Here is a 24,712-nt window from a genome sequence, read left to right on the forward strand (position 1 = left end):
CTTGCCCCGCGAAAACGCCCTCGCTCAATAGCCCCGGGCGAACGCCACTTCCCCACGCAATGCCTGGCCCGCTGCGTAGGCTCGCGCATTCTCGACGAACAACCGCACCATCGCCGCTGGCGAAGTGGGCGCCGAGCTGTGCCCGGTCAGCAGCAGCCCCCAGGCGGTCCAGAACGGATGACGCTGGGGCAGCGGTTCCTGGCGGCAGACATCGATCACCGCGCCCGCCAGGTGCCCTTGCTTGAGCGCCTCTACCAGGTCGGCGTCGACCACCGCAACGCCGCGCCCGGCATTGATGAACAATGCGCTGGGCTGGAAGCACTTGAACAGCGTGGCGTCGTACAGGTCCTGGGTCGACGGTGTGTCGGGCAGCAGGTTGAGGACGTAGTCGGCCTGGCCGACCATCCGCGGCAGTTGATCGAGCCCGGCCACCTCGACGAACGGCGCCTGCTCGCGGGCGCTGCTGGCGATGCCGTACAGCGTGACGCCGAACGGGGCGAGAAACTCGGCGACCCGCTGGCCGATATCACCGGTACCGACGATCAGCGCCCGACGCCCTTCCAGGGTGCGCCCCGGACGGTCATCCCAGCGCCGCTCGACCTGGCTGACCAGGCGCGACAGCACTTCGCGCTCGTGCACCAGCATGTAGGTGAGCATGTACTCGGCCATCACCTGGCCGAAGATCCCCACCGCCCGAGTCAGGCGGTAGTCGCGCGGCAGGCCCTTGGCCAGCAATGGCGTGACGCCGGCCCAGGTCGATTGCATCCAGTCCGGCTTGTGGCCTTGACGCAACAGGCTGGCCAGCAGGTCCGGCTGCCCCAGCCAGACCGGACAATCAGGGGCGAAGCGCGCCAGTTCGGCGGAGTCGCCACTGGTCAGGACCTCCAGGTCCGGTGCCGTCTCGCCCAGCAGGCGAGCGTAGTTGGCATGATCCTGTTCAGCGATCAGAACGCGCATGTGAAACACAACCTTGGCAGACAACGAAAGCGGCCCGCCAGGCGGGCCACGCAATGAGGGAGACCGCGCCCGGATCAGGCGGGGTCGTTGCGGCGCAGCAGCTCTTCGGGCAGGTGTTCGATGTAGTCGTCTTCCGGCGGCGGCATCTGCAGGTGGTAACCCTGGTTGTCGAGGTTCTCCAGGACCTTGGCGATGTCCTCGCGGGCCAGCTTGCGCTCGGGACTGAGCACCAGGTCGAAGGCATGCACCGGCGTGCCGAAGAACGGCAGCAAGGCTTCAGGCACGCGCTCCAGGCCTTCGGCCTTGAGCACGTAGAGGTACATCTCGTTCTTGCGAGGGCTCTTGTAGATCGAGCAAATGCGTTTCATCGGGAATCTCCGGCGCCCGCCAGGTCGTCCAGCAGGGCCTGGCCCATGCGTTCGCGGCGCCAGCCGCGCAACGTCTCGGGCAGTTGATAGGGGCCGTCGGGATAGCCGCTCTTGAGCAGGGCCTCGAGGGCTTTCTTGCGCAGCATCAGCTCCGGAGCGATGCCCAGCCGTTCGCCTTCGGCCTGGCCGATGGCACGCAGGCGCTTGAGGATGCCGGCGGCCTCGATCGGCAGTGGCTCGGGCAGCGGCTCGGGCCATTGTTCCTGGGGCAGGCTGGCGGCGCGCTTGATCAGTTGGATCAGGGTCTCGCCGTCCTGGCGGATGGTGCGCGGATGCATCTCGTCGATTTTCCCCAGGGCCGACGGCGAGTCGGGCTGGCTCTTGGCCATGGGCCACAACGAGTGTTCTTTCAGGATACGGTTGCGCGGCACGTCGCGGCTGCGGGCTTCACGTTCGCGCCAGACGCACAGCTCACGCAGCACCGCCAACTGCTGGCGACCGAGTTTCCAGGCCAGCTTGACGTCGCGGTAGAGGGTCTCGGGCTCGACTTCGCGACGCAGCGCGGCGACCAGCTCGGCACCGTCCTCCAGCACCCAGGCGTACTTGTCGTCCGACAGCCGCGGGCGCAGGCCGGTGAACAGCTCGGCCAGGTGCACGGCGTCTTCGGCGGCGTAGCTGACCTGGGTGTCCGACAGCGGGCGCTGCAGCCAATCGGAGCGAGTCTCGCCCTTCGGCAGGTCGATGCCCAGCACCTCATGGACCAGACGCGAATAGCCCATCGAGAAACCGATGTTCAGGTAGCCGGCGGCCAGTTGGGTGTCGAACAGCGGTTGCGGCAACTTGCCGGTCAGGCGCAGCAGCACTTCGAGGTCTTCGCTGCAGGCATGCAGCACCTTGACCACGCCGCTGTCTTCCAGCAGCCCGGCCAGCGGTTTCCAGTCACGGATCAACAAGGGGTCGATGAGGTAGGCGCGTTGCCCGTCGCCCACCTGGATCAGGCCGGCTTTCGGATAGAAGGTGTCGACCCGCATGAATTCGGTATCGAGCGCTACGAAGGGCAGTTCGTGCCAGCTTTGGCAGTGCTCGGCCAGGGTCTGGTCGTCACGGATCCAGTGAATTTCGATGGCCACGAGGCTCTCCCACTAACATTGGCGCGCAGTATATACGGCGCGGGCCCTACGGGTGAAACCTCGCGCCATCCATGGTGCTGTACGGTCAGCGTCCGGCGGTCAACCAAGGCCGGCAACTGGCGAACATGTCCAGCGATTGCTGGTAGACCTCGGTGCGGACCTGCAACAGGCCGAGCATCGAGTGGAACAGGTTGTCCTGGGACAGCGGCGCGTCGCGCAGCCTGGCCAGGCAGTCGGTGTCCAGACCGAAGTCCTGCTTGTAGCTGTCGGAGAACCAGGTCAGCAACGGCACGTGCTTCTGCTGGTCCGGGGCAATGGCATAGGGCGTGCCATGCAGGAACAGGTTGTACTCGCCCAGCGACTCGCCATGGTCGGACAGATAGATCATCGCCGTGTCGACCTTGTCCTGCTTGCTGCGCAGCGTGTCGATCAGCGACGACAGCACCTTGTCGGTATAGGCCAGGGTGTTGTCGTAGCCGTTGACGATCTCCTCGTCGCTGCACTGGTTCAGGGCATTGCTGCGGCAGACCGGGGTGAACGGCTCGGCGCCCTGCGGATAACGCTTGAAGTACTCGGGGCCGTGGCTGCCCATCTGGTGCAGCACCAGCACGGTGTCCTTGTCGAGATTGTCGATCAGCTCGCCCAGGCCCTGCAGGAGGATCTCGTCGTGGCATTCGCCGTCGCCGCACAGGGTCGGATCCTTGAGGTTGCTGAGGTCGATGAACTGCACGCGGTCGCAGGTGCCCTTGCACCCGGACTGGTTATCGCGCCACTGCACGGCCAGGCCGGCGCGCTGGAGGATATCGAGCAAGCCTTCACGGTTCTTCGCCACGCTGGCGACATAGTCCTTGCGGCCCATGCCGGAGAACATGCACGGCACCGACACGGCGGTCTCGGTGCCGCAGGAATGCACGTCGGTAAAGCTCAGCAGGCCATTTTCCTGCGCCAGCTTCGGCGTGGTGTCGCGCTCATAGCCCAGCAGGCCGAAGTTCTGCGCCCGGGCACTCTCGCCCACCACCAGCACGGTCAGCGACTTGCGCTCATGACGCTGCCAGGCGGCATCCCGATGGGCATCCTCGCCATAGCTCTGGAACGGCTGCGCGGCACTGCCGATCTGTTCACGGACATAACCGATGGAGGCGCCGACGACGTTGCTCGGCGTCAGCATCAGGCGCAGCTCATGATGATTGCGCAGCAACGACGACAACCCCTGGTAGTTGACCAGCGCCACCGAGGCCAACGCCGCCAGGCAGGCGCCGCTGACCACCAGCTTGCCCAGCAGGTCGCGCTGCCAGGGACGATAGTCGATCTTCACTTTCCACAGCACCAGCGAAGGCACTACCCCCAGCAGCAGGATATAGAGCGCAAACTTGATCGACAGCAGGTCCCGGACTTCCGCGGCATTGGTTTCGGCGACATTGCGAAACATGCCGGCATCAATAAGCACGCCATATTGATTCATGAAGTAGGCAACACCGGCACCGCTCATGAACAGCAGCACAAGTACCGGTTTCAAAACATACCGGAAGGCCAGCAGGGTGAGCACCAGGTTGAACGCGAACAGCATCAGCACGGCAAACGCCAGCCCCAGCCACAGCCCTACCATGCCTGGCGGCACGATGGATTCGAGGTGTTCCCAGAGAAACGTGTTGAGGCCAATCAGCAGGTAAAGACTGGCCAGCAGCGTGACCCATTCAGTCCGCAGGGATTTGAATTTCAGCATGGCATTCGCAGGTGGAGTTCATCGACAACCAACGCGCCCGCGCGGGCACGTGGGAAAACTGGCGGAACTCTAGGAAGCGCTGCATCAATTTTTTGTGAAAAAGACGCCAACAAATTGCCGCGCCGGCGTCTTTCATCAAATTTAATGATTAAAGATACGCTTCATTAAGCGTGTATTCAGCCAGGCAGGTGCTGTTTTGCGTAGGCGTCGCGGTCGATATCCAGCACTTCCACGCACAACTGGATATCCAGTCCGTCCTGCGCGGGAATGGCGCCCTGCAGCACCTTGAGCAACGCGCCGGAGAGCTGTTTCTTCACCTCCGGCGAGCGGCCGCTGAGGATCGCCAGGCGCACGTGGGCGAACGCGCGGTCACCGTCAGCGGTACCGATGCGGTAGCGGGAGAACCTCTGCGCGCGGCTCTTGATGTCCAGCTCATCGGCGAATTGGCCACTGGCGACCAGGGCATGGTTCAGGCGCATGAGCAGCACATCGACATCCAGGTCGCCAAGGCTGTCGCTGTATTCGAGGTTCAGGTGAGGCATGGTGCGGGTTCCGGTGACGGGAGAGATGCCAGAAGCCTACCTGCAGTCCCGCAATCACGCAAAGGCGGCTATCCTCATGGTTCAGGCCCGATCGCCAACCCTGACAGAGGTGAAGAAATGCCAGTCCCGCACGATCTGCTCGCTGACCTGCACATTACCGCTGAGAAGTTCCAGGCACTTATCGACAAGGACCACGACCTGCACAAGCTGCACAAGGAATACAACGCCAAGGACAAGGAAGTGGAAGCCGCCGAAGGCAACAGCAGCACCGACGACACCATCAACCGGTTGCGCAAGGAGCGGTTGCTGATCAAGGACAAGATCGAACGGATCGTCCACCCGCCCAAATCCTGAATTCCCGCCTGCAAACGTCCTGTAGGAGCCGGCCTTGCCGGCGAACACCGGCAAGGCTGGCCCCTACGGTACGCAATACCAGTCGGTCAAGACTGGGCCGAGGCATTCAAGGCTGCGTCCAGATCCTCGATCAGGTCACGATAGTCCTCGATGCCCACCGACAGTCGCAGCAGGTTCTCGCTGATCCCCATCACCCCCTTCTGCTCCGGGCTGAGAGAGTTGTGCGACATGCTCCAGGAGTGGTTGATCATGCTCTCCACCCCACCCAGCGAGTCGGCCAGGACGAAAATCTGCAACGCCTCGACCAGGCGATTGACCGCCGCCCGATCCCCCTTGATACGCAATGCCACCACCGCGCCGCCGGTGCGCATCTGGCGCTGGCACAGCGCATGCTGCGGGTGGCTCTCCAATCCTGGGTAGTACACCTGCTCGACCTGCGGGTGCTGCTCGAGGAACCGCGCCACACGCAGGGCGTTGGCACTCTGGCGCTCCATGCGCACATCCAGGGTCTTCAGCCCGCGCAGAGCCAGGTAGCAATCGAACGGTCCCTGGATCGCCCCCACCGCCATGCTGATCCTGCGCAGCCGCGCCAGCAGTGCGTGGTTGCCCGCCACCACCACGCCGCCGGTCAGGTCGGAGTGGCCACCGATGTACTTGCTCGCCGAATGCATCACCAGGTCGACACCAAGGGTGATCGGCTGCTGGTTCCACGGCGAGCAGAAGGTGTTGTCGATGCAGGTCATGATGCCGCGTTCGCGGGCCAGGCCGCACAGTGCCTTGATGTCCACCAGGTGCAGCAGCGGGTTGGTCGGTGACTCGATCCAGATCAGCTGGGTCTCGGGGCGGATCGCGGCGGCCACCGCCGCCAGGTCGTTGAGGTCGACATAGGTGGTGGTCAGGCCCGAGGTACGCCCACGGTAGTCTTCCAGTAGACGGAAAGTGCCGCCGTAGACACCGTTCATCACCACCACATGGGCATCCTTGGACAGCAGCTCGAGCACCGTGGCGGTGGCGCTGACGCCCGACGCGCAAGCAACTGCACCCACCCCTTCCTCCAACGCCGCGACGCAGGTCTCGTAGGCGTGCCGGGTAGGGTTGCTGACGCGGCTGTAGGCATATTCAGGGTTGTCGTCCAAGCCACGCTTGATGAACGAACTGGAAGTGACGATGGCCGGGAAGATGGCATTGTCGGCGACGCTGGATTGCTCGCCGGCGTGAATGGTGCGGGTGGCGAAATTGCGCGGCTTTTCGGACATGGTCGGGCCCATAGGCTGAGGGTGGGGAGCCGCCACTATCTCATATCCGCCAGCGCTCGACGCCTGCGCAATCAACGTGCTGCCCCGCCACCGAAAAAAGGTTTCAAACAGTACTTCACGCCGCTAATCTCGGAAAATCTTCCCTTTTCAGAGCCAAGCGACGACATGGACAGTTTCGACCAGCACATCCTTACCCTGCTCCAGCGTGACGCGTCGATTTCCCTCAAGGACCTGGCCGAGGCGGTCAACCTCTCGACCACCCCGTGCTGGAAACGGGTCAAGCGCCTGGAAGAAGAAGGCTACATCCGCAGCCGCGTCGCCCTGCTCGACCCCGAACGCCTGGGCCTGGGCCTCACCGTGTTCGTCCAGCTCAAGACCCAGCGCCACGACAGCGCCTGGCTGGCCCAGTTCGCCGCCACGGTGACGGCGTTCGAGGAGGTGATGGAGGTGTACCGCATGTCCGGCGACTGGGACTACATGCTGCGTGTAGTGGTCGGCGACATCGCCACCTACGACCGTTTCTACAAGAAGCTGATCACCAGTACCGACGGGCTGTCGAACATCACCTCGAGCTTCGCCATGGAGCAGATGAAGTACACCACGGCCTATCCGGTGAATCGCTGAGCGACCCTCGGGGTGATGCGCGAGCAGACTCCCGTACGACTCATTCCCCGCTGTTGATCGTCTCGATCCGATTACTGGCGCGGGCCTTCTCCAGCCTGATCGCCACGAACTTCGAAGTTGGCGTGTAGGTGCCCTCGCCGTAGCTTTCCAACGGCACCAGCGGGTTGGTCTCCGGATAGTAGGCCGCCGCCTGGCCGGGCGGCAGGTCGTAGGACACCAGGCGGAAGCCCGACACCCGTCGCTCGCGGCCATCCTCCCACAACGACACCATGTCCACCTGCTCGCCCGGCTCGAAGCCCAGGCGACGAATATCGGCCTCGTTGACGAACACCACTTCGCGCAGGCCGAACACCCCGCGATAACGGTCGTCCAGGCCGTACAGGGTAGTGTTGTACTGATCATGCGAACGCAGGGTCTGCAGGATCAGGTCCGGCTTGTCGCCACGGGCCAGCACCTTGGCATTGACCAGTTGCTCGGGCAGTTGGCTCGGGGTGAAGCGCGCCTTGCCCGTGGCGGTGCGGAAATTGCGCTCGGCGGCATTGTTGCCCAGGTGGAAACCGCCCGGGTGCTGCAGACGCTCGTTGAAGTCGCTGAAGCCGGGGATGACATCGGCGATCAGTTCACGAATGCGCCCGTAGTCGGCGATGACATGCTCCCAGTCGATCGGTCGATCGCCCAAGGTGGCCTTGGCCATACCGGCGACAATCGCCGGCTCCGAGCGCAACAGCGGCGAGCGCGGTTTCAGTTGGCCGTGGGAGATGTGCACCATGCTGAAGGTGTCCTCCACGGTCACGCCCTGTGGCCCCTCGGCCTGCAGGTCGATCTCGGTACGGCCCAGACACGGCAGGATCAGCGCGTCGCGGCCGGTGACCAGGTGCGAGCGGTTGAGCTTGGTCGAGATCTGCACGGTCAGCGCGCAATTGCGCAGCGCCGCGTGGGTGCGCGGGGTGTCCGGGGTGGCCTGGGCAAAATTGCCGCCCAGTCCGATGAACACCTTGGCACGCTGCTCCTCCATGGCCTTGATCGCCAGCACGGCGTTATGACCATGCTCGCGCGGCACCTTGAACTGGAAGCGCTTTTCGATGGCATCGAGCAACTGTGCCTTGGGCTTCTCGTCGATGCCCATGGTGCGGTCGCCCTGCACGTTGCTGTGGCCACGCACCGGCGACAGACCGGCGCCCGGCTTGCCGACATTGCCGCGCAACAACTGCAGGTTGACGATCTCCTGCACGGTCGGCACCGAATGACGGTGCTGGGTCACGCCCATCGCCCAGCACATGATCACCCGCTCGGCCTTGCGGTACATGCGCGCGGCCAGTTCGATCTCGGCCTTGCTCAGGCCGGACTGCTCGATGATATGTGCCCAGGGCGTGGCATCCACGACGTCGAGGTAGGCGTCGACGCCGCTGGTATGTTCGGCGATGAAGGCATGGTCGAACACCGCCGGCAGGCCATTGGCCTTGGCCTCGCGCTCCCACTGCAGGAGAAACTTGGCGATACCGCGCATCGCCGCCATGTCCCCGCCCAGGGCCGGGCGGAAGTAGGCGGTGTTGGTCGGCTCGGAGCCGTTGCTGAGCATCTCGAACGGGTGCTGTGGATGCTGGAAGCGCTCCAGGCCACGCTCCTTGAGCGGATTGAAACAGACTACCTGGGCCCCGCGCTTGACCGCTTCGCGCAGCGGTTCGAGCATGCGCGGGTGGTTGGTCCCGGGGTTCTGGCCAATGACGAAGATCGCATCGGCCAGCTCCAGGTCATGGAACACCACGGTGCCCTTGCCGACGCCGAGGGTGTCGCTCATGCCCACGCCGCTGGCCTCGTGGCACATGTTCGAGCAGTCGGGGAAGTTGTTGGTGCCATAGGCGCGGACGAACAACTGATAGAGGAACGCTGCCTCGTTGCTGGCCCGGCCCGAGGTGTAGAACTCGGCCTGGTCGGGCGACTCGAGAGCGTTGAGGTGCTGGGCGATCAGCGCGAAGGCCTGTTCCCAACTGGTCTCGACATAGTGGTCGGTGGTCGCGTCGTAGCGCATCGGGTGAGTCAGGCGCCCCTGGTACTCGAGCCAGTAGTCGGTCTGCTCGAGCAGCGCGCTGACACTGTAGCGGGCGAAGAAATCCGGGTCCACCGAGCGGCCGGTGGCCTCCCAGTTGACCGCCTTGGCGCCGTTCTCGCAGAACTTGACCATGTCGCTTTCCGGCGACTCGCCCCAGGCGCAGCCCGGGCAGTCGAAGCCGCCGTTCTGGTTGGTCTTGAGCATGGCCCGCAGGTTCTTGAAGGCGTTCTCGCTGCCCAGCCAGCTCTTGGTCACGCTCTTGAGCGCGCCCCAGCCGGCCGCTGGCCCCTTGTAGTCCCTGATGTGTTCGTCCTGGCTCATGCTCTCTAGATTCCCGCGCGGTGTTTTCTAAAGCCTAAGAAGCCCCCCGGACAGCGTCCAATCGAAATAAGTGAAGGCGTGATAAACGGTTTCGATCACGGCATGCAGGCCTCGCCATTCGTGGCGTGCAGCCGTGATAGAGGAGACTGATCGAACAGTCGGGGAAAGCAATTTGACGGCACTGGACGCAGGTTATAGCTTGAACCTTGTCTGCGGCACTGCGCCGCCTCACCCCTTGCCTATGTCGAGCGCGAACGTGGAAAACAACCCCCAGGCCCTGATCGACGGTTTCAACCGCAAAGTCGACTACCTGCGGATGTCGGTGACCGACCGCTGCGATTTTCGCTGCGTCTACTGCATGGCCGAGGACATGCAGTTCCTGCCGCGCCAGCAGATCCTCAGCCTCGAGGAGCTGTACCAGGTCGCCGAACGCTTCGTCGCCCTCGGCACCCGCAAGATCCGCCTGACCGGCGGCGAGCCGCTGGTGCGCCAGGGCATCGTCGAGCTCTGCGGGCGCATCGCAGCCTTGCCCGGCCTGCGCGAACTGTGCCTGACCAGCAACGGCTCGCAGCTCGGCCGCCTGGCCCGGCCGCTGTTCGACGCCGGCGTGTCGCGCCTGAACATCAGCCTCGACAGCCTCGACCCCGAGCGTTTCCGCGCCCTCACCCGCACCGGCGACCTGGCCCAGGTGATCGCCGGCATCGACGCCGCGCGCGCCGCCGGCTTTCGCCGCACCAAACTCAACGCCGTGGTGCTCAAGGGCCGCAACGACCACGAGATCGTCGACCTGGTGCGCTTCGCCATCGATCGCGAACTGGACATTTCCTTCATCGAGGAAATGCCCCTGGGGGTCATCAGCGAACACGAGCGGGGCGAATCGTTCTGCTCCAGCGATGATGTCCGCGCCCGCCTGGCCGAGCACTTCACCCTGATCGAGTCGGCCGAGTCGTCCCAGGGGCCGGCGCGCTACTGGCGCCTGGCCGAGGCACCAGGCACCCGCGTTGGCTTCATTTCACCGCACAGCCATAATTTCTGCGCCACCTGCAACCGCGTGCGGCTCACCGTCGAGGGCCGCCTGTTGCTGTGCCTGGGCAACGAGCACTCGGTGGACCTCAAGCAGGTCCTGCGCCAGCACCCCGGCGACAGCGCCCGCCTGGAAACCGCCATTCGCGACGCTATGCAGCTCAAGCCCTACCGCCATCACTTCGAAGTCGGCGGCGAGGTGCAGATCCTGCGTTTCATGAACATGACCGGTGGCTGATCGGCCGCCTCTGGAACCGCCTTGATCGTCCACCCACGTCCCGACATGCTGCGCGTGCTGTTCACCCTCAAGGGCTCGATCATCCAGCGTATTGCCCTGCGCTGCCTGGGGGTGACCCTGCTGGCAGCGCTGATCGTGCTGGTCGAACGGCACTATCCGGCGTTGTTCTACCCGGTCAGCGCCACGCCGTTCACCCTGCTCGGCCTGTCGCTGTCGATCTTCATGAGCTTTCGCAACAACGCCTGCTACGACCGCTGGTGGGAAGGCCGCAAGGCCTGGGGGCAAATGATCATCGAGGTACGCTCGTTCGTGCGCGAAAGCGTGGCGATCGACGATGCGCACCTGCGCGCGCAACTGCTGCGCAGCCTGTGCGGCTTCGCCCATGCGCTCAATGCCCGGCTGCGTAACGAAGATGAACTGGCCGCCGCCCAGGCGTGGTTGCCGACACCGACACCGGTGTTCAGCCACAACGTGTGCGACGGCATCCTGCGCGAGGTCGGCGCGCATTGTTCACGGTTGGCCAAGGAGCAGGCGATCAGCGAGTTTCGCTACACCGTCCTGGAGCAGCGCCTGACCGGGCTTTCGCAGGTGCAAGCCACCTGCGAACGGATCAAGGGCACGCCGCTGCCCTTCCCCTATACCCTGCTGCTGCACCGCACCATCTACATCTTCTGCCTGCTGCTACCGTTCGCCCTGGCCGAGCCATTGGGCTGGCTGGCGCCGTTGTTCACCACCATCGTCAGCTACACCTTCTTCGGCCTGGATGCGATCGGCAACGAACTGGAGGATCCCTTCGGACGGGACGAGAACGACCTGCCGACCGACGCCATGGTGCGCACCCTCGAGCGCGACGTGCTGTCGGCACTGGGACACACGCCGCTGCCGCCGCCACTGGTGCCGGTGGATCATGTGCTGCGCTAGAAGATGCAGCGCGGCCCCGCGATAAGCCGCCGTCAGCCGCGGCTCTCGCAGGCGCCGATCGGCTTGAGGTGGGCCACGAAGTTGCACGGCCGGTGGCGGGCGTCGAGCTGCTCGGCCAGGATCCCTTCCCACGCCGTGCGACAGGCGCCGGTCGAGCCCGGCAGGCAGCACACCAGGGTACCGTTGGCCAGCCCGGCCAGGGCCCGGCTCTGTACCGTCGAGGTACCGATATCGAGAATCGACAGCGCGCGGAACAGCTCGCCAAAGCCGTCGATACGCTTGTCCAGCAGACACTCCACCGCTTCCGGCGTGCTGTCGCGCCCGGTGAAACCAGTACCGCCGGTGATCAGCACCACCTGCACCTGCTCATCGGCGATCCAGGTCGCGACCTGGGCACGGATGCGGTACAGGTCATCCTTGAGCAACTCGCGCGCCACCAGGCGGTGGCCGATCTCCACCGCGCGGCTGGCCAGCAGCTCGCCGGAAGTATCGTTGTCGTAGGTGCGGGTGTCGCTGACGGTCAGCACGGCGATGTTCAACGGCACGAATACCGCATCCGGTTTCACACTCATGGCTCTGCTCCTGAATTGGCCCTGGCGCCACGTTAGAACCCTGTCCGCCCAGCGTCCAATCGATAGCGCGAACCGACCGATCAAGGGCGTCTATCACCCCATCATCAAGCGCCTCTATCAACTGGTCATCATTAAAGATTGGCCAGCCTGGGTCGCTTTGGTTAAGGTCGCAGGACCCGCCCACCCCGCTCGCCAGGCCGCCTCATGGACATCAAGCAGCTCAAGTTCCTCATTGCCCTCGACCAGACCCGCCATTTCGGCCAGGCCGCGGCGCTGTGCCACATCACCCAACCCACGTTGTCCATGCGTCTGCGCAATCTCGAGGACGAGCTGGACCTGGTGCTGGTCAAGCGCGGCCAGCGCTTCGAGGGCTTCACCGAGGCCGGCGAGCGCATCCTCGCCTGGGCCCGTACCCTGCTCGCGGCCCATGACGGCTTGCAGGCCGAGGCCGCCAGTTGCCGTGGCCAGGTGGTCGGCAGCCTGCGCCTGGGCACCGTGCCGCTGGCCAGCTTCAACCCCATGCAACTGCTGATGCCGCTGCGCGAGAAGTATCCGGAACTGACCTTCCAGCTGTCCTCGCTGAGTTCCGAGCAGGTCATCGACGGCCTCAGCCGCAACCAACTCGACCTCGGCATCTGCTACCTCGACCAGGTCAATGCCAGCTTCTTCGAGGTGATCGAGCTGAGCATCACCACCATGGGCCTGCTGCACGACACCCGGCACTTTCGCTTCGAGGCCGACAGCCTGCGTTGGGACGACCTCGGCGAACTGCCGCTCGGCCTGCTGAGCAAGGGCATGCACTATCGCCAGTCCCTGGACCTGAGCTTGCGCAGCCGCGGCCTGGAGCCCAACGCGGTGCTGGAAAGCGACTCGACCTTCCAACTGATCCAGGCGATCAACACCGGCGTGTGCTGCGCGGTCATGCCGCTGGACTGCGGCCTGGAGGAGCTCAGCGCGCACATGCGCATCATCCCCGTGCAGGACGCCAGCATCCACAGCCCGGTCGGCCTGCTGCTACGCCGTAGCGAACCACGCTCGGCGATCGCCGAACAGTGCTTCGACGAGGCCAAGGCGCTGTTTCAACCCTCCTGAGTCGTCGCCTGCCGATACTGCCGCGGACTGAAGCCGGTCAGTTGCCTGAACTGCCGGCTGAACGCGCTGTGGTCGGTGTAGCCGCAGCGCAGCGCGACCTCGGTGATCGGCAGGTCGGTATGCAGCAAACGGTGGGCATGCTCCAGCCGCGCCTTGTGGATCATCTGCCGCGGCGTGAGGTGGAAGACCTTCTTGCAGTAGCGTTCCAGTTGCGCCACCGAGATCCCGGCGATACGGGTCAGCTCGCCCATGCTGATCGGCTGGTGGAAATGCTCGCGGATATGACCGTCCACGGCGGCCAGGCGCTGGTAGGCCGGGTGGCTGTCGGTGGCTGACTGCAAGTCGATCGAGATGCCCACCAGGCCGATGATCTTCCCGGCCGGGTCGTACAGCGGACGCTTGTGCGTCAGGCACCAGCCCGGCTCGCGACTGCCATACAGGTGCAACTCCAACTGATCTTCCAGCACCAGCCCCTCCTCCAGCACCCGCCGGTCCTGCTCGGTGTAGCCAGGGCCCAGGCGTGCCGGAAACACCTGCGCGCTGGTCTTGCCCAGCAGCGGCTGCAACTGCTTCAGGCCACAACGCTGCACCAGGGTGCGGTTGGCCAGCACGTAGCGGGCCTGGTCGTCCTTGATGAAGATCGCCGCGTTGGCGATCACATCGAGCATGGGTAACAACCAGACCACACCCGTGAGCAAAGCCTCGAGAGACTCGGGGCGGTGCTGGTCGAGGTGCTGGTAAAGCGCAGTCAGCGATTGCTGGGGCATGCGAATCTCTCGTCGGTTCAGCACCCTGATCGCGGCACCGTTCGGCGCCGTGGGAGCGTGCCTGCCCCGCGATGGACCGGCCCTGCAAGCCTAGCCAGGAGCATGGCCGGGGCACCAGCAGTTTTCTCCGACTGTGCCGATTTCGTCACCTCCCCTGCAGAAAACCATCAAGAACCCTCGCCCCGACCGGTTCACTCTATGCCCCACGCAAGCCGCACCGAGACCAACAAGAACGCGGCCCACGAAGCCGCACCGTGACAGCAGACCTGCCTATCCAAAACCTACAAAAAGGCGACCCCATGTCAGGCAAATTCAAGAAACAGCTCTCCCTGCTGGACCTCACCTTCATCGGCCTGGGCGCCATATTCGGCTCCGGCTGGCTGTTCGCCGCCAGCCACGTCTCGGCCATCGCCGGCCCGGCCGGCATCCTCTCCTGGTTCCTCGGCGGCTTCGCCGTGCTGTTGCTGGGCATCGTCTACTGCGAGCTCGGCGCCGCCCTGCCCCGCGCCGGTGGCGTGGTGCGCTACCCGGTGTACTCCCACGGCCCGCTGCTGGGCTACCTGATGGGCTTCATCACCCTGATCGCGTTCTCCAGCCTGATCGCCATCGAAGTGGTCGCCTCGCGCCAGTACGCCGCGGCCTGGTTTCCCACGCTGACCAAGACCGGCTCCAGCGACCCGACCGTGTTCGGCTGGCTGGTACAGTTCGCCCTGCTGGGGTTGTTCTTCTTCCTCAACTACCGCAGCGTCAAGACCTTCGCCAAGGCCAACAACCTGATCAGCGTGTTCAAGTTCATCGTGCCGCTGCTGGTGATCGGCGTGCTGTTCACCTTCTTCAAGCCAGAGAACTTCGAGGTCCAGGGCTTCGCCCCGTTCGGCCTGTCCGGTGTGGAGATGGCCGTGTCGGCCGGTGGCATCATCTTCGCCTACCTGGGCCTGACCCCGATCATCTCGGTGGCCAGCGAGGTGAAGAATCCGCAGCGCACCATCCCAATCGCGCTGATTCTCTCGGTGTTGTTGTCCACCGCCATCTATGCCCTGCTGCAACTGGCCTTCCTCGGCAGCGTGCCGACCGAAATGCTGGCCAACGGCTGGGCCAGCGTGACCAAGCAACTGGCCCTGCCCTACCGTGACATCGCCCTGGCTCTGGGCGTGGGCTGGCTGGCCTACCTGGTGGTGGCCGACGCGGTGATCTCGCCCAGCGGCTGCGGCAACATCTACATGAACGCCACTCCGCGGGTGATCTATGGCTGGGCGCAGACCGGCACGTTCTTCCGCTACTTCACCCGCATCGACGAACAGTCCGGCATCCCGCGTCCGGCACTGTGGCTGACCTTCGCCCTGGCGGTGTTCTGGACCTTGCCGTTCCCGTCCTGGGAGGCACTGATCAATGTGGTCTCCGCCGCCCTGGTGCTGAGCTACGCCGTGGCCCCGGTATCGGTCGCCGCCCTGCGGCGCAGCGCCCCGGACATGCCCCGGCCGTTCCGGGTCAAGGGCATGGGCGTGCTCGGCCCGCTGTCGTTCATCATCGCGGCGCTGATCGTCTACTGGTCCGGCTGGAACACCGTGTCCTGGCTGCTGGCGCTGCAGATCGCGATGTTCGTGCTGTACCTGCTGTGCCGCCGCTTCGTGCCCACCGAGCACCTGTCGCTGGGCCAGCAAGTACGCTCCTCGGCCTGGCTGATCGGTTTCTACGCCGTGACCATCCTGCTGTCCTGGCTCGGCAGCTTCGGCGGCCTGGGGCTGATCGGTCACCCGCTTGACACCCTCGCCGTCGCCGCCAGCGCCCTGGGCATCTACTACTGGGGCGCAGCCACCGGTGTGCCGGCGCAGCTGGTACGGCTGGAAGGTGACGACGAGAGCGAAGGGGATGCTGCGGCCCACCCTGGGCGCGAACCGGCAGCGCTGGCCTCCTGAGCATTGCCAGCGCGCGTCCCAAAAACTTCCCAAACCTGCAACGGACTACGCCATGAAACACGTCCATGTCATCGACTCCCACACCGGCGGCGAACCTACCCGCCTGGTCATGGAAGGCTTCCCGTCACTCACCGGTCGCAGCATGGCCGAGCAACGCGACGAACTGCGCGAGCTGCACGACCACTGGCGTCGCGCCTGCCTGCTGGAGCCGCGCGGCAACGATGTGCTGGTGGGGGCGCTGTATTGCCCTGCGGTATCGACGGATGCCACTTGCGGGGTGATCTTCTTCAACAACGCCGGCTACCTGAACATGTGCGGCCACGGCACCATCGGCCTGGTCGCCTCGCTGCACCACCTGGGCCTGATCGCACCAGGCCTGCACCGGATCGACACGCCGGTAGGCCAGGTCAGTGCCACCCTGCATGAGGATGGCCGCGTCACCGTCGGCAACGTGCCGGCCTATCGCTACCGCCAGCAGGTGGCCGTCGACGTACCAGGCCTTGGCCTGGTACGCGGCGACATCGCCTGGGGCGGCAACTGGTTCTTCCTGGTCAGCGAGCACGGCCAGCGTATCGCGCTGGACAACGTCGAGACGCTCACCGACTACACCTGGGCCCTGCTCAAGGCCCTCGAAAGCCAAGGCATCACCGGCGAGCACGGCGCGCCCATCGACCATGTCGAGCTGTTCGCCGACGACGCCGAAGCCGACAGCCGCAACTTCGTGATGTGTCCCGGCAAGGCCTACGACCGCTCGCCCTGCGGTACCGGCACCAGCGCCAAGCTGGCCTGCCTGGCCGCCGACGGCAAGCTCGCCGAAGGCCAGACCTGGACCCAGGCCAGCATCACCGGCAGCCAGTTCCAAGGCCGCTTCGAGCACGACGGCCAGCGCATCCGCCCGTTCATTACCGGCCGCGCCTACATGACCGCCGACAGCACCCTGCTGATCGACGAGCAAGACCCCTTCGCCTGGGGCATCTGACCCCGATTTTCCCGACTGGACACAGCAAGGAGTGACACCATGACCGACAACATCTTCACCGGCTGCATGCCCGCCCTGATGACCCCCTGCACCGCCTCGCGCAAGCCGGACTTCGACGCCCTGGTGCGCAAGGGCCGCGAGCTGATCGAAACCGGCATGAGCGCCGTGGTGTACTGCGGCTCGATGGGCGACTGGCCGCTACTGACCGAGGCCGAGCGCCAGGAAGGCGTGGCGCGCCTGGTGGCCGCCGGCATCCCGACCATCGTCGGTACCGGCGCGGTGAACACCCGCGAAGCCGTGTCCCACGCCGCCCACGCTGCCAAGGTCGGCGCCGCCGGCCTGATGGTCATTCCCCGGGTACTGTCCCGCGGCGCCTCGCCGATCGCCCAGAAGCATCACTTCTCGGCCATTCTCGCCGCCGCGCCGACACTGCCGGCCGTGATCTACAACAGCCCCTACTACGGTTTCGCCACCCGCGCCGACCTGTTCTTCGAGCTGCGCCGTGAGTTTCCGAACCTGATCGGTTTCAAGGAGTTCGGTGGCGGCGCCGACCTGCGCTACGCCGCCGAACACATCACCTCCAAGGATGACGACGTGACCCTGATGGTCGGCGTCGATACCCAGGTGGTGCACGGTTTCGTCAACTGCAATGCCACCGGCGCCATCACCGGCATCGGCAACGCCCTGCCACGGGAGGTGCTGCAACTGGTGAGCCTGAGCAAGCAGGCCGCCAAGGGCGACGCCCGGGCCCGTCGCCAGGCGCGCGAGCTGGAGTCGGCGCTGGCGGTGCTGTCGTCGTTCGATGAAGGCTGCGACCTGGTGCTGTACTACAAGCACCTGATGGTCCTCAACGGCGACCGCGAGTACAGCCTGCACTTCAACGACACCGACGTGCTCACCGATGCCCAGCGCAACTATGCCGAGCAACAGTACGCGCTGTTCCGCACCTGGTACGCCAACTGGTCGGCCGAGCAGAACATCGCCTGACGGCCCTGCCCGCCAGCGACACCGCCTCCTGCACGGGGTCCAGACGCCTGCAGGAGGCGGCCACGCCGGCGCCTCGCGCCACTCCCCTCGCTGCCCAAGGACATCCCCATGACTCTCACTGGCAAACTGTTGCTCGGCCAACGCCTCGTGACCGGTACCGAAGCCCCGATCCATGCCATCGACCCGGCGCGCAACCAGGCGCTCGAACCGGCCTATGCCGGCGCCAGTGCCGAGCAGGTGGCCCAGGCCTGCGCCCTGGCCTGGGCGGCGTTCGATGACTACCGCGAAACCACCCTCGAACAGCGTGCCCGCTTTCTCGAAACCATCGCCGAGCAGATCGAGGCCCTGGGCGATCCCCTGGTCGACCGCGCCACGGCCGAGACCGGCTTGCCCAAGGCCCGTATCCAGGGTGAGCGCGGCCGCACCTGCGCTCAGTTGCGCAGCTTTGCCCGCGTGGTGCGCCACGGCGAATGGCTCGATGCACGGATCGACCACGCCCAGCCGAACCGTCAACCTCTGCCCCGGCCCGACCTGCGTCAGCGCCGGATCGCCCTGGGGCCGGTGGCCGTGTTCGGCGCCAGCAACTTTCCGCTGGCCTTCTCGGTGGCCGGCGGCGACACCGCCTCGGCCCTCGCCGCCGGCTGCCCGGTGGTGGTCAAGGCCCACGGTGCCCACCCCGGCACCAGCGAACTGATCGGCCAAGCCGTGGCCCGGGCAGTGGCGCTGTGCGAGCTGCCAGAGGGCGTGTTCTCGCTGCTGTACGGCGCCGGGCGCGAGATCGGCACCGCACTGGTCAGCGATCCACGGATCAAGGCCGTTGGCTTCACTGGCTCGCGCAGTGGCGGCGTCGCCTTGTGCCGGGTCGCCCAGGCACGCCCCGAACCCATCGCGGTCTATGCCGAAATGAGTTCGATCAACCCGGTGTTTCTCTTCGACGCGGCATTGAGCAACCGAAGCGACGCCCTCGCCCAGGACTTCGTCGCCTCGCTGACCCAGGGTGCCGGCCAGTTCTGCACCAATCCCGGCCTGTTGATCGCCCGCCAGGGGCCGCTGCTCGAGCAGTTCATCGACGCCGCCGCCGGCCATGTCCGGGAGGTCTCGGCCCAGACCATGCTCACCCCGGGCATTGCCGGCGCCTATGCCGAAGGCGTGGCACGACTGAACCAGAACCGCCAGACCCGCCTGGTCGCCCATGGCCTGCCCGCCCAAGGTCCCAACGCGTGCCAGGCGCACCTGTTCGTGACCACTGCCCAGGCGTTCCTGGCCGAGCCTGTACTGCAGGCCGAAGTGTTCGGTGCCTCTTCTGTGGTGGTGGCCTGCGCCAGCGACGAGGAAGTCCGTCAGGTGGCCGAACATCTGGAGGGCCAGCTCACAGCCACCCTGCACCTGGACGACGCCGACCTGGACAGCGTCCGGGCCTTGCTGCCGACCCTGGAACGCAAGGCGGGGCGGATCCTGGTCAATGGCTGGCCGACGGGGGTCGAAGTGTGCGACGCGATGGTCCATGGCGGCCCGTTCCCCGCGACCTCCGACACGCGCAGCACCTCGGTGGGCACCGCGGCGATCGAGCGCTTCCTGCGCCCAGTGTGCTACCAGGACTTCCCCGACGCGCTGCTGCCCGCAGCCTTGGCACATGCCAATCCCTTGCAGTTGCGCCGGCTGCTCGATGGCCAGCGGGAAGACTGAGCCATGGACCAGCCCGATATCGCCGTGGTCGGCGCCGGCATCATCGGCGTCTCCTGCGCCCTGCAACTGGCCCGCCAGGGGCAACGCGTGCTGCTGATCGACCGCCAGGCGCCAGGTCTGGGCGCATCGTTCGGCAATGCCGGGCACCTGGCCACCGAGCAGGTGTTCCCAATCGCCGACCTGTCGATACTCAGGCGCCTGCCGCGCATGCTCATGGACCCGATGGGGCCGCTGCGCCTGGACTGGAAATACCTGCCACGGGCCGTGCCTTGGTTCACCCGGTTGCTGCTCAACCTGCGTGCAGCGCCCTTCCAGCGCAGCGTGGCCGGTATCCGTACGCTCAATGAAGCCAGCCTGGCGGCCTGGCAGCAACTGCTGGCCAGCATCGGGCGCGGCGACATGCTCAAGGAGGATGGTTCGCTGCTGATGTTCGAGCACGAGGCCTCGCGTCCGGCGCTCGAAGCCTTGGGCCTGCGCATGCGGCAACAGGGTGTGGCGGTGGACCACTGGTCGGCGCAGGCCGTGGCCCAGGCCGCGCCACACCTGAGCCCGACGATCAAAGGAGGGCTGTTCTTCCCGCGTACCGGGCACTTCATCGACCCTTACCGTGTGCTCGTGGCCCTCTACGAAGCCGCCAGGGGCGCCGGCGTGCAGTTCACCAAGGCGCAGGTTCGCGGCGGTCGACTGGGCAGCGAGGGCGTCACCTTGCACAGCGAGCTGGGCGAGGTCCGCGCGCGCCGGGTCCTGATCGCCTGCGGCGCCCATTCGGCGCCACTGGTCAAGACCTTGACCGGCCAGGCGGTGCCCCTGGATACCGAGCGGGGATACCACCTGATGCTGCCTGGCGAACAGCAACGCTTGCCATTCGCCGTCACCTCGCTGGAACGCAGGTTCATCATGACGCCAATGAGCGACGGCCTGCGCCTGGCCGGCACGGTGGAGTTCGCCGGACTCGACGCGCCACCGAGCATGCAGCGGGCCTGGCAGTTGCACCGCTTGAGCAAAGGGCTGTTCAGGCAGGACCTGGATGCCGAAGGGGCCACACCGTGGATGGGCTTCAGGCCCTCGTTGCCGGACTCGCTACCGGTGATCGATCGGGTGGGAGATGGCCGGGTGCTGCTGGCGTTCGGGCATCAGCACCTGGGCCTGACCCAGGCGGCGGTAACGGCGCAGTGGGTGGGGGGGTTGGTCATGGGAGAAAGCGTGAACCCGGCCTACCGGCTGGACCGGTTCTGATTCGAATGGCAGACCCGCTCCCACATGAACGGAAGGATTGGAGGTCTCCTGCAGAGGATCGCGATCTTCTGCAGGAGCGGCCTTGTGTCGCGCAAGGGTCGCAACGCGGCCCCGCGAACGATCAGCGATAACGCTCGAGCCAATGCGCGTACGGCGCAGGCAGGGTCCACGAGGCCTTGTCGACCCCCAGCGCCTTGGCGGCAAAGTACGGCCAGTGCGGATCGGCCAGGTGGGCACGCCCCACCGACACCAGGTCCAGCTGGTTGGCCTGCAACGCGCCCTCGGCCAGCTCCGGCGTGCCAAAGCCCCAGGCCGAGGTCACCGGCAGTTTCGCCTCACGACGCACGCGCTCGGCGATCGGCCCCATGAACGCCGGCCCCCAGGGGATGTTGGTCTCGGGAATGGTGAAGCCGACGCTCACGCTCAGCAGATCCAGGCCTGCGGCCTTGAAGCGACGCGCCAGCTCGATGGACTCCTCGAGCGTCTGCTCGTCGCGCCCGTCGTACTCCAGTACCCCGAAGCGCGCGGTCAGCGGCAGATGCTCCGGCCATACTTCACGCACCGCGGCCAGGGTTTCCAGGAGGAAACGGCTGCGGTTGTCGAAGCTGCCACCGTAGGTATCGGTGCGCTGGTTGGAGTGTTCGCTGAAGAAGCTCTGCCCCAGGTAGCCGTGGGCGAAATGCAGCTCGATCCATTCGAAGCCGGCATCGCGTGCGCGGCGTGCAGCATCGACGAAATCCTGCTGGACCCGGGCGATGTCCTCCAGGGTCATGGCCTTCGGCACTTTCGACAAATGGCCACCAAAGGCGATGGCCGAGGGGGCAAGGGTGTCCCAGCCCCGGGCATCGTCGGCGGCGATATGGTCGTCGCCTTCCCACGGGCGATTGGCGCTGGCCTTGCGCCCTGCGTGTGCAATCTGGATACCCGGCACGGCACCTGCCGCCTTGATCGCCTGCACCACCGGCACGAACGCCTGGGCATGGGCGTCGCTCCAGATACCGGCACAACCGGGGGTGATGCGCCCCTCCGGCGACACTGCGGTGGCCTCGACCACCAGCAGCCCCGCCCCGCCTCGGGCCAGGCCGGCCAGGTGCACATGGTGCCAGTCGTTGATCATGCCGTCCTCGGCCATGTACTGGCACATCGGCGGGATGGCGATGCGATTGCGCAGGGTGACGTCCTTGAGGGTGTAGGGTTCGAACAATGCAGGCATGGCAGGACTCCAAGGGATAGTGACTATTGTTCGATCATATTCGAACTTTGGTATTTTAGGAAACCCCGGCTATCATGTCGTCCATGCGAGCCTATACCCATCCCAACCCCGACGATCTGACACTGGAGCGCCTGCTTTACGCCCTGAGCGACCCGTTGCGCCTGGAAATCGTGCGCTACCTGGCCGGCGTCGCCGAAGCCAGTTGCGGCGAGCTGGACGGTGGCCGGCCCAAGTCGAGCATGTCCCATCACTTTCGCGTGTTGCGCGATTCCGGGTTGGTGCAGACCCGCAACGTGGGTACCACGCACATGAACTCCCTGCGCAGCGAAGAACTGGACGGACGCTTCCCAGGGTTGCTGGCCAAGATCCTCGAGCAGCGCTAAGCGCCTGCTGCCTTCACTCACGAACCGCGGGCACAAAAAAACCACGAGGCCGCCAGGGGCGATCCTCGTGGTCGATGTTGCCGGGCAACCCCGGCAAGCATCCAGGCCTTACAGCGCCATGTCGTTCGCAGGCTTGCTCTCGACCGGCGCGGCAGGAGCAACGCTGGTACCGACGCTCTGGTCGATCACTGGCGGCTTCTCCAGCTGCAGTACTTCGGCGGTGTAGTCCCACTCTTTCTGGGTGGCAGCTGCCGATGCGTTCAGCTTGGTACCGTAGCTCGGCACGATCTCCTTGATCTTGGCCTGCCACTCAGGGGTAGCGACCTTTTCCTTGAACACGGTTTCCAGCACGTTGAGCATGATCGGCGCAGCGGTCGAGGCACCTGGCGAGGCGCCCAGCAGGCCGGCGATGGTGCGGTCCTGGGAGGCAACCACTTCGGTGCCCAGCTTCAGCACGCCGCCCTTCTCTTCGTCACGCTTGATGATCTGCACGCGCTGACCGGCCTGCCACAGTTTCCAGTCTTCCTTCTTGGCGTTCGGGAAGTAGGTCTGCAGTGCGGCGAAGCGGTCGTCGTCAGACTGCATCAGCTGACCGGCGAGGTACTCCACCAACGGGTACTGGTCGATACCCACGCGGGCCATCGGCCAGACGTTGTGGGTGGTGGTGCTGCTCAGCAGGTCCAGGTACGAGCCGTTCTTCAGGAACTTGGTCGAGAAGGTGGCGAATGGCCCGAACAGGATCACGCGCTTGCCATCCAGCACGCGGGTGTCCAGGTGCGGTACCGACATGGGTGGCGCACCGGTGGAGGCGATGCCGTAGGCCTTGGCCATGTGCTGCATGGCCACGGTCGGGTTCTCGGTCACCAGGAACGAGCCACCTACCGGGAAGCCTGCGTATTCCTTGGCTTCCGGGATGCCCGACTTCTGCAGCAGCTTCAGCGCGCCGCCGCCGGCACCGATGAACAGGAACTTGGCGTCGGTGGCCGATTCGGTACCGTCCTTCAGGTTCTTGTACTCGACGTGCCAGGAGCCGTCTTCGTTGCGGGTGATGTCCTGCACTTCGGTGGACAGCTTGAGATCGAAGTTCTCTTTGGTCTGCAGGCTGCCAACGAACTGGCGGGTGATCTCGCCGAAGTTGACGTCGGTGCCGATCGGGGTCCAGGTGACTGCCAGCTTCTGGTTGGGGTCGCGGCCTTCCATCATCAGCGGAACCCACTTGGCGATCTGCGCGTGGTCCTCGGAGTACTGCATCGGACGGAACAGCGGGCTGGCCTGCAGGGCGTCGTAACGCTTCTTCAGGAACTTGATGTTGTCATCGCCCCAGACGAAGCTCATGTGCGGGGTGGTGTTGATGAACGAGTGCGGGTTCTTCAGCACGCCCTGGCGAACCTGCCAGGCCCAGAACTGGCGCGAGATCTGGAACGACTCGTTGATCTCGATGGCCTTGGTGATGTTGACGTTGCCGTCTTTGTCTTCCGGGGTGTAGTTCAGCTCGGCCAGCGCGGAGTGGCCGGTACCGGCGTTGTTCCAGCCGTTGGAGCTTTCTTCGGCGACGCCATCCAGGCGCTCGACCATTTCCATCGACCAGGTGGGCTCCAGCTCGTTGAGCCAGACCGCCAGGGTGGAACTCATGATGCCGCCGCCGACCAGCAGCACGTCGACTTTCTTGGTGTCGGCAGCATGCGCTTGCATGACGCTCGCCGCGACAGCCAGACCCAGCAAGGTCTTGCCAGCTTTCTTGAACATTGATCGATTCCAGTCAGTAGAACGGAGGGTGGGCCTGTGGCTGGCCCAGAGGTTCCATGTTCTTCAGCGCAGGCTTGTTGTGATCATTGTTCAGCAGCCAGAGAGACAAGGACGTGCCAGCCTTTGGTCGGATTGACCGACGTAGCTGAAACGATTGACGGATTGTAACCGAATTGCCAGCACAAACAAACGCGCCCCCAGGCGTCAAGACGACAGGTTGCCACGCGACAAGCCACCGCGCCCGGCGCCAAACAAAAACCCCCGGCCACTTCCATGGCCGGGGGTTCTGGATCAAGCTGCAATCAGCTCGACCGGGGTATTTCCAGGATTACTGCTGCTGAGGCAGTTTGTCGATCGGGCCGCAGCCGCCGATGATCTTGGAAATGGAAACCGATGGGTGGAACAGGTAGTCGTACGAGCAGTTCTTAGGCTGGTTGTAGACCTGGCCGGTGCAGCCGGACAGCAGGGCAACGCCCGAAACGACAGCAACAGCAACAGTAGCTTTGATCAGCTTTTTCATAAAAATCCTTTAGTCCATGATCCACCATCACACTGATGGCGCGCGGATCATACGGGAAAATAGCGGTTGAATGAAAGGCATTAGCACACCTGCACTAGTTGCAGGCCA

23 protein-coding genes are annotated in these 24,712 nt (G+C 65.1%); 11 read left to right on the forward strand and 12 right to left on the reverse strand.

Annotated elements, in window-relative coordinates; translation table 11 throughout:
* Window positions 1-24: 24 nt before the first annotated feature.
* From F3J43_RS03300 to F3J43_RS03320, 5 genes are all read right to left on the reverse strand, one after another.
* A complete protein-coding gene (locus F3J43_RS03300; RefSeq protein ID WP_166883392.1) occupies window positions 25-957 on the reverse strand; it encodes a D-2-hydroxyacid dehydrogenase in 933 nt (310 codons plus the stop codon).
* 74 nt (window positions 958-1,031) lie between these two features.
* Window positions 1,032-1,325, reverse strand: coding sequence for a YcgL domain-containing protein (locus F3J43_RS03305; RefSeq protein ID WP_166883393.1), 294 nt, complete (start codon window positions 1,323-1,325; stop codon window positions 1,032-1,034).
* On the reverse strand, window positions 1,322-2,455 hold the full coding sequence (gene rnd, locus F3J43_RS03310) for a ribonuclease D (protein WP_166883394.1): 1,134 nt from the start codon (window positions 2,453-2,455) through the stop codon (window positions 1,322-1,324). Before rnd ends, F3J43_RS03305 begins: the two co-directional genes overlap by 4 nt.
* A gap of 85 nt (window positions 2,456-2,540) precedes the next feature.
* Entirely contained in the window at window positions 2,541-4,178 is a 1,638-nt protein-coding gene (locus tag F3J43_RS03315) for a phosphoethanolamine transferase (protein WP_166883395.1), read from the reverse strand.
* 176 nt (window positions 4,179-4,354) lie between these two features.
* Entirely contained in the window at window positions 4,355-4,720 is a 366-nt protein-coding gene (locus F3J43_RS03320; RefSeq protein WP_166883396.1) for a 5-carboxymethyl-2-hydroxymuconate Delta-isomerase, read from the reverse strand.
* Window positions 4,721-4,837: 117 nt separating this feature from the next.
* On the opposite strand from F3J43_RS03320, the gene F3J43_RS03325 reads away from it, so the two are divergent.
* The gene (locus F3J43_RS03325) at window positions 4,838-5,074 is read left to right on the forward strand and encodes an HP1242/YdcH family protein (protein WP_166883397.1); all 237 of its coding nucleotides are present in this window, start codon (window positions 4,838-4,840) and stop codon (window positions 5,072-5,074) included.
* An 86-nt stretch (window positions 5,075-5,160) separates the two neighbouring features.
* Here the strand turns inward: F3J43_RS03325 and F3J43_RS03330 are convergent, their stop codons facing one another.
* The gene (locus tag F3J43_RS03330; RefSeq protein ID WP_205297604.1) at window positions 5,161-6,330 is read right to left on the reverse strand and encodes a trans-sulfuration enzyme family protein; all 1,170 of its coding nucleotides are present in this window, start codon (window positions 6,328-6,330) and stop codon (window positions 5,161-5,163) included.
* A gap of 165 nt (window positions 6,331-6,495) precedes the next feature.
* Between F3J43_RS03330 and F3J43_RS03335 the strand changes: the two genes are divergently transcribed.
* The gene (locus F3J43_RS03335) at window positions 6,496-6,954 is read left to right on the forward strand and encodes an Lrp/AsnC family transcriptional regulator (RefSeq protein ID WP_166883399.1); all 459 of its coding nucleotides are present in this window, start codon (window positions 6,496-6,498) and stop codon (window positions 6,952-6,954) included.
* Between the two features lie 40 nt (window positions 6,955-6,994).
* Here F3J43_RS03335 and F3J43_RS03340 read toward each other — a convergent pair whose 3' ends face one another.
* Window positions 6,995-9,325 carry an FdhF/YdeP family oxidoreductase gene (locus F3J43_RS03340; RefSeq protein ID WP_166883400.1) on the reverse strand — a complete coding sequence of 777 codons (2,331 nt, stop codon included), beginning with the start codon at window positions 9,323-9,325 and terminating at the stop codon, window positions 6,995-6,997.
* A 256-nt stretch (window positions 9,326-9,581) separates the two neighbouring features.
* Here F3J43_RS03340 and moaA point away from each other — a divergent pair, with 256 nt between their 5' ends.
* A complete protein-coding gene (moaA, locus tag F3J43_RS03345) occupies window positions 9,582-10,586 on the forward strand; it encodes a GTP 3',8-cyclase MoaA (protein ID WP_166883401.1) in 1,005 nt (334 codons plus the stop codon).
* A 21-nt stretch (window positions 10,587-10,607) separates the two neighbouring features.
* Entirely contained in the window at window positions 10,608-11,507 is a 900-nt protein-coding gene (locus tag F3J43_RS03350; protein WP_166883402.1) for a bestrophin family protein, read from the forward strand.
* 32 nt (window positions 11,508-11,539) lie between these two features.
* Here the strand turns inward: F3J43_RS03350 and moaB are convergent, their stop codons facing one another.
* Window positions 11,540-12,079, reverse strand: coding sequence for a molybdenum cofactor biosynthesis protein B (moaB, locus tag F3J43_RS03355; RefSeq protein ID WP_166883403.1), 540 nt, complete (start codon window positions 12,077-12,079; stop codon window positions 11,540-11,542).
* 204 nt (window positions 12,080-12,283) lie between these two features.
* Here moaB and F3J43_RS03360 point away from each other — a divergent pair, with 204 nt between their 5' ends.
* Entirely contained in the window at window positions 12,284-13,171 is an 888-nt protein-coding gene (locus F3J43_RS03360) for a LysR family transcriptional regulator (RefSeq protein ID WP_166883404.1), read from the forward strand.
* Here F3J43_RS03360 and F3J43_RS03365 read toward each other — a convergent pair.
* Entirely contained in the window at window positions 13,159-13,938 is a 780-nt protein-coding gene (locus tag F3J43_RS03365) for an AraC family transcriptional regulator (RefSeq protein WP_166883405.1), read from the reverse strand. The genes F3J43_RS03360 and F3J43_RS03365 overlap by 13 nt on opposite strands.
* 299 nt (window positions 13,939-14,237) lie before the next feature.
* On the opposite strand from F3J43_RS03365, the gene F3J43_RS03370 reads away from it, so the two are divergent.
* From F3J43_RS03370 to F3J43_RS03390, 5 genes are all read left to right on the forward strand, one after another.
* A complete protein-coding gene (locus F3J43_RS03370) occupies window positions 14,238-15,854 on the forward strand; it encodes an APC family permease (RefSeq protein WP_166883406.1) in 1,617 nt (538 codons plus the stop codon).
* A 52-nt stretch (window positions 15,855-15,906) separates the two neighbouring features.
* The gene (locus F3J43_RS03375; protein WP_166883407.1) at window positions 15,907-16,833 is read left to right on the forward strand and encodes a 4-hydroxyproline epimerase; all 927 of its coding nucleotides are present in this window, start codon (window positions 15,907-15,909) and stop codon (window positions 16,831-16,833) included.
* 39 nt (window positions 16,834-16,872) lie between these two features.
* On the forward strand, window positions 16,873-17,820 hold the full coding sequence (locus F3J43_RS03380) for a dihydrodipicolinate synthase family protein (protein ID WP_166883408.1): 948 nt from the start codon (window positions 16,873-16,875) through the stop codon (window positions 17,818-17,820).
* Window positions 17,821-17,928: 108 nt separating this feature from the next.
* Window positions 17,929-19,506, forward strand: a complete 1,578-nt coding sequence (locus F3J43_RS03385; RefSeq protein ID WP_166883409.1) for an aldehyde dehydrogenase (NADP(+)) — start codon at window positions 17,929-17,931, stop codon at window positions 19,504-19,506.
* A gap of 3 nt (window positions 19,507-19,509) precedes the next feature.
* A complete protein-coding gene (locus tag F3J43_RS03390; RefSeq protein WP_166883410.1) occupies window positions 19,510-20,742 on the forward strand; it encodes an NAD(P)/FAD-dependent oxidoreductase in 1,233 nt (410 codons plus the stop codon).
* A gap of 121 nt (window positions 20,743-20,863) precedes the next feature.
* Here F3J43_RS03390 and xenA read toward each other — a convergent pair whose 3' ends face one another.
* Complete coding sequence (gene xenA, locus F3J43_RS03395; protein WP_166883411.1) at window positions 20,864-21,955, reverse strand: xenobiotic reductase XenA; 1,092 nt, start codon at window positions 21,953-21,955, stop codon at window positions 20,864-20,866.
* Window positions 21,956-22,029: 74 nt separating this feature from the next.
* On the opposite strand from xenA, the gene F3J43_RS03400 reads away from it, so the two are divergent.
* Window positions 22,030-22,338 (forward strand): ArsR/SmtB family transcription factor, encoded by a 309-nt coding sequence (locus F3J43_RS03400; RefSeq protein WP_166883412.1) that lies wholly within the window; start codon window positions 22,030-22,032, stop codon window positions 22,336-22,338.
* Window positions 22,339-22,446: 108 nt separating this feature from the next.
* Here F3J43_RS03400 and mqo read toward each other — a convergent pair whose 3' ends face one another.
* Window positions 22,447-24,084 carry a malate dehydrogenase (quinone) gene (gene mqo / locus F3J43_RS03405; protein WP_166883413.1) on the reverse strand — a complete coding sequence of 546 codons (1,638 nt, stop codon included), beginning with the start codon at window positions 24,082-24,084 and terminating at the stop codon, window positions 22,447-22,449.
* 328 nt (window positions 24,085-24,412) lie between these two features.
* Window positions 24,413-24,604 carry a DUF4223 family protein gene (locus F3J43_RS03410; protein WP_023630554.1) on the reverse strand — a complete coding sequence of 64 codons (192 nt, stop codon included), beginning with the start codon at window positions 24,602-24,604 and terminating at the stop codon, window positions 24,413-24,415.
* Window positions 24,605-24,712 lie beyond the last annotated feature (108 nt).

It is taken from the genome of Pantoea sp. Cy-639, assembly GCF_011752525.1.
In the GTDB taxonomy this organism is placed as follows: domain Bacteria; phylum Pseudomonadota; class Gammaproteobacteria; order Pseudomonadales; family Pseudomonadaceae; genus Aquipseudomonas.

Bases quoted from the DNA above. Each gene is read 5' to 3' on its own strand.
- F3J43_RS03300 (WP_166883392.1), bottom strand. From the start codon at position 957: ATGCGCGTTCTGATCGCTGAACAGGATCATGCCAACTACGCTCGCCTG.
- F3J43_RS03305 (WP_166883393.1), bottom strand. From the start codon at position 1,325: ATGAAACGCATTTGCTCGATCTACAAGAGCCCTCGCAAGAACGAGATG.
- F3J43_RS03315 (WP_166883395.1), bottom strand. From the start codon at position 4,178: ATGCTGAAATTCAAATCCCTGCGGACTGAATGGGTCACGCTGCTGGCC.
- F3J43_RS03320 (WP_166883396.1), bottom strand. From the start codon at position 4,720: ATGCCTCACCTGAACCTCGAATACAGCGACAGCCTTGGCGACCTGGAT.
- F3J43_RS03325 (WP_166883397.1), top strand. From the start codon at position 4,838: ATGCCAGTCCCGCACGATCTGCTCGCTGACCTGCACATTACCGCTGAG.
- F3J43_RS03330 (WP_205297604.1), bottom strand. From the start codon at position 6,330: ATGTCCGAAAAGCCGCGCAATTTCGCCACCCGCACCATTCACGCCGGC.
- F3J43_RS03335 (WP_166883399.1), top strand. From the start codon at position 6,496: ATGGACAGTTTCGACCAGCACATCCTTACCCTGCTCCAGCGTGACGCG.
- F3J43_RS03340 (WP_166883400.1), bottom strand. From the start codon at position 9,325: ATGAGCCAGGACGAACACATCAGGGACTACAAGGGGCCAGCGGCCGGC.
- moaB (WP_166883403.1), bottom strand. From the start codon at position 12,079: ATGAGTGTGAAACCGGATGCGGTATTCGTGCCGTTGAACATCGCCGTG.
- F3J43_RS03360 (WP_166883404.1), top strand. From the start codon at position 12,284: ATGGACATCAAGCAGCTCAAGTTCCTCATTGCCCTCGACCAGACCCGC.
- F3J43_RS03365 (WP_166883405.1), bottom strand. From the start codon at position 13,938: ATGCCCCAGCAATCGCTGACTGCGCTTTACCAGCACCTCGACCAGCAC.
- F3J43_RS03370 (WP_166883406.1), top strand. From the start codon at position 14,238: ATGTCAGGCAAATTCAAGAAACAGCTCTCCCTGCTGGACCTCACCTTC.
- F3J43_RS03375 (WP_166883407.1), top strand. From the start codon at position 15,907: ATGAAACACGTCCATGTCATCGACTCCCACACCGGCGGCGAACCTACC.
- F3J43_RS03380 (WP_166883408.1), top strand. From the start codon at position 16,873: ATGACCGACAACATCTTCACCGGCTGCATGCCCGCCCTGATGACCCCC.
- F3J43_RS03385 (WP_166883409.1), top strand. From the start codon at position 17,929: ATGACTCTCACTGGCAAACTGTTGCTCGGCCAACGCCTCGTGACCGGT.
- F3J43_RS03390 (WP_166883410.1), top strand. From the start codon at position 19,510: ATGGACCAGCCCGATATCGCCGTGGTCGGCGCCGGCATCATCGGCGTC.
- xenA (WP_166883411.1), bottom strand. From the start codon at position 21,955: ATGCCTGCATTGTTCGAACCCTACACCCTCAAGGACGTCACCCTGCGC.
- F3J43_RS03400 (WP_166883412.1), top strand. From the start codon at position 22,030: ATGTCGTCCATGCGAGCCTATACCCATCCCAACCCCGACGATCTGACA.
- mqo (WP_166883413.1), bottom strand. From the start codon at position 24,084: ATGTTCAAGAAAGCTGGCAAGACCTTGCTGGGTCTGGCTGTCGCGGCG.
- F3J43_RS03410 (WP_023630554.1), bottom strand. From the start codon at position 24,604: ATGAAAAAGCTGATCAAAGCTACTGTTGCTGTTGCTGTCGTTTCGGGC.